Origin of the sequence: Micromonospora sp. NPDC007271, assembly GCF_040634005.1 — a bacterium.
In the GTDB taxonomy this organism is placed as follows: Bacteria; Actinomycetota; Actinomycetes; order Mycobacteriales; family Micromonosporaceae; genus Micromonospora.
Map to the genome: position 1 here is coordinate 1 of NZ_JBEYER010000204.1, position 2,872 is coordinate 2,872.

Sequence of the window (2,872 nt, forward strand, 5' to 3'; positions counted from 1 at the left end):
CATACAACAACGACACCGACATCGCACGCGTCCTCGACGGCCTGGCTACCTTCCTTACCCAGTGATCGCCCGCGGCGAGCCGAACAGGGAGTCGCCGAGGTTGCTGCCGACGCTGACCTGTACCGGGTTGCTGGCCCAGCCGCACTCGACCGTGCCGTCACCCCAGACGGCGCTGCGCTTGGGCAGGGGCAGCGCGGGCGAACGCCCGACACTATCCTCCGGGCCATGACATCCGCCCCGCCCGATCGGCGCGACGTCGGCTCCGCCCTGGACCCCTCGGCCGAACAGATCCGGGACATGGGTGGGCGTGCCGTCGAGTGGGTCGCCGCCCACCACGACTCGATCCGGGACCTGCCCATCGCCCCGCGAACCTCCGCCGCCGCGCTGAAGCAGGTGCTCGCCGAGCCGCTGCCCGTCGAGGGCCGTGACTTCACCGACCTGCTCACGGTATTTCGTGACGTGGTCGTGCCAGGCATCCGGCAGAACGGGCACCCCCCGCTTCTTCGGGTACGTCTCGGCACCGGGCACCGCCGTCGCCGCGGTGGCCGACTTCCTCGCGTCGGCGCTGAACCCGAACCTCACCGCGTGGCGGTCGGCCCCGGCTCCCACTGAGCTGGAGCACGTGGCCATCGACTGGATCAAGGAGATTCTCGGCTGCGACCCGGGCGCCGGGGGCCTGTTCATGAGCGGCGGCTCGATGGCCAACTTCACCGCGCTCGCCGCCGCACGGCACCGCCACTGCGGCGACGCGGTCGCCACCCACGGTACGGCCGCGCACCCCGCGCCGCTGCGCGTCTACGCCTCCACCGAGACCCACCACTCGATCCACAAGGCCGCCGCGCTGCTCGGCATCGGCCGGGCGAACGTGCGCGAGATCCCGGTGGACGCCGGCTTCCGGATGGACGTCGGTGCCCTCGTTGACGCCATCGAGGAGGACCGGGCCGCCGGGGCGGAACCACTCTGTGTGGTGGCGAACGCCGGAAGCGTCGTCACCGGCGCGGTCGACCCGCTCGCCGAGATCGCGGCGGTCGCGCGGCAGTACGGGATGCACGTCGACGCGTGCTATGGCGGCTTCGCACGGCTTGCCCCCTCGGCCCGGCCGCTCTTCGACGGCATGTCGGAGGCCGACTCGATCGCCCTCGACCCGCACAAGTGGCTCTACCTGCCCGCGGACTGCGGCTGCCTCATCTACCGCGACCCCGAGGCGGCGCGGCCCGCCTTCAGCGTGGACGCCGACTTCATCCGGGTCGTGCAGACCGAGCCGGCCGAGGCCTTCGCCTTCTGGGACTACGGGCCGGATCTGTCCCGGCGCTTCCGGGCTCTCAAGGTCTGGATGGCGCTGGCGCACGCCGGTTCGCGAGCGGTCGGCGACGCGATCGAGGGCAACCTCGACTGCGCCCGTCACCTCGCCGAACTCGTCGACGCCAGCGCCGACTTCGAACTGCTCGCCCCGGTCGAACTCTCCATCTTCTGCTTCCGCTACCTACCGCCGGCTGCCCGTGCCGGCTCACGATCGCAGGAGCACCACCCGCCGCGACATGGAGATCCTGCTCGACGACGTACGCCGCGCCACGGAGCAGGCGATCGAGGAGACGCGCTGAAGCGCACCCTGCGGTTTCCACACCCCATTCCGCACACAAGGTTCAGGCTGGCTCGAAGCCCCGGAACACGCCGACCCTCCTAGACGATCATGGGCTTGTGGTCCTCGAAAATTATGAGGCGCCCGGGCGGGGTCATCGATGGACGCTATCCTTCCCGGGGTCGAGGAGGCGGTGTGGCGATGGACAACCCCCAAGGGCGGGCCGGAGTGGGAGTTGTGGTGCTGGGAGCGTTGCTCCTGGCCATCGTCGGTGCCACCGTCGGCTCGTGGATCGGCGGTCGCGACCCGGCCCCGCTGCCGAGCAACGCTGAGGCGTTGGGCTGGGCGCAGGAGATCGTCCCGGGGGTCACTCCTGCCGGCGAACGGGACCGGCGCGACTATGAGTACGGATCACGCCTCGGTGACGAGAGCTACGGTGCCGGCTTCGTAGAGGTCAACTACGAGCCGCTCCGCGAGTACGCCCCCGAGGTCATCGACTGCGGGCCGGGCCGGGCCACCCGCGCCAACGCGGCGGCGCATGGCTGGCGGCACTTTCGCGGCCTGACGGAATACCCGTGCGCCAGTTGGAGTGCCGAGCGGGGGGACCTGGTGGCGGAATACACCCACGACGCGGGCGGTCCGGTGGTGACCTTCTACCGGGCGACGCCCGCCGGGGTCGCTGCCGGCACGCTGATCGGTGCCCTCCTCGGCGCGCTGACCGGCGCGGTCGCGTTCCACATGCTGAGCGGTCGTCACCGTCCGTTGCTGCTGCGCGTGGCGGTGCCGGCCGCGGTTGTCCTGTTTCCCGGCGCGGCGATCATCCTGTCAGTGCTCGTGCTCGGCGGGTACGAGGGTCCGACCCCGCCGTTCTGGACCGTCTGGCCCACCTTGGCCAGGCTCTTCTTCTCCTAGGTGCCGAGTCCGATTCCGTAGACCGGCAACTCAGCCGCGTCGACGGCCGGCGAGGACGAGGGCACTCCTCCGGCACGCCTTCGACACCGCCGGGCGACAGCGGCGCGGTGCGACCAGGGCACGCACCTACCCCCTTGTCGAGGCGGCGGACGCGATCCGACACTTCCAGGACCGGGCACCTCGCAGGCAAGGCCGTCGTCACCAAGCACCGCCCGGAAGCCCCACCACGACGCGCCGATCAGCCTCCCGCCCTACTCGTCTACGCGGTGTCCGTCCAACGGCGAACCAACGCGTAAGCCGTAGCGGCGCAACTCCGCGCACGAGCCGTCGTCGCGCAGGTGCTTCGCGTCGAAGTGGTCGCGGTGCAGGTGTGACACGTAC

At 71.0% G+C, this 2,872-nt stretch carries 3 protein-coding genes; 2 read left to right on the plus strand and 1 reads right to left on the minus strand.

The genetic code is table 11. The features are described 5' to 3' along the window. Positions 1 to 54: 54 nt before the first annotated feature. Positions 55 to 492: a hypothetical protein gene (locus tag ABZ570_RS33815; RefSeq protein ID WP_358072241.1), complete on the minus strand. Its 438-nt coding sequence runs from the start codon at positions 490 to 492 to the stop codon at positions 55 to 57. Positions 493 to 541: 49 nt separating this feature from the next. Here ABZ570_RS33815 and ABZ570_RS33820 point away from each other — a divergent pair, with 49 nt between their 5' ends. Together ABZ570_RS33820 and ABZ570_RS33825 are read left to right on the plus strand one after the other, a co-directional pair. Beyond that, positions 542 to 1,684 carry an aminotransferase class I/II-fold pyridoxal phosphate-dependent enzyme gene (locus tag ABZ570_RS33820; protein ID WP_358072243.1) on the plus strand — a complete coding sequence of 381 codons (1,143 nt, stop codon included), beginning with the start codon at positions 542 to 544 and terminating at the stop codon, positions 1,682 to 1,684. A gap of 96 nt (positions 1,685 to 1,780) precedes the next feature. Then, entirely contained in the window at positions 1,781 to 2,491 is a 711-nt protein-coding gene (locus ABZ570_RS33825) for a hypothetical protein (RefSeq protein WP_358072245.1), read from the plus strand. Positions 2,492 to 2,872: the final 381 nt, after the last annotated feature.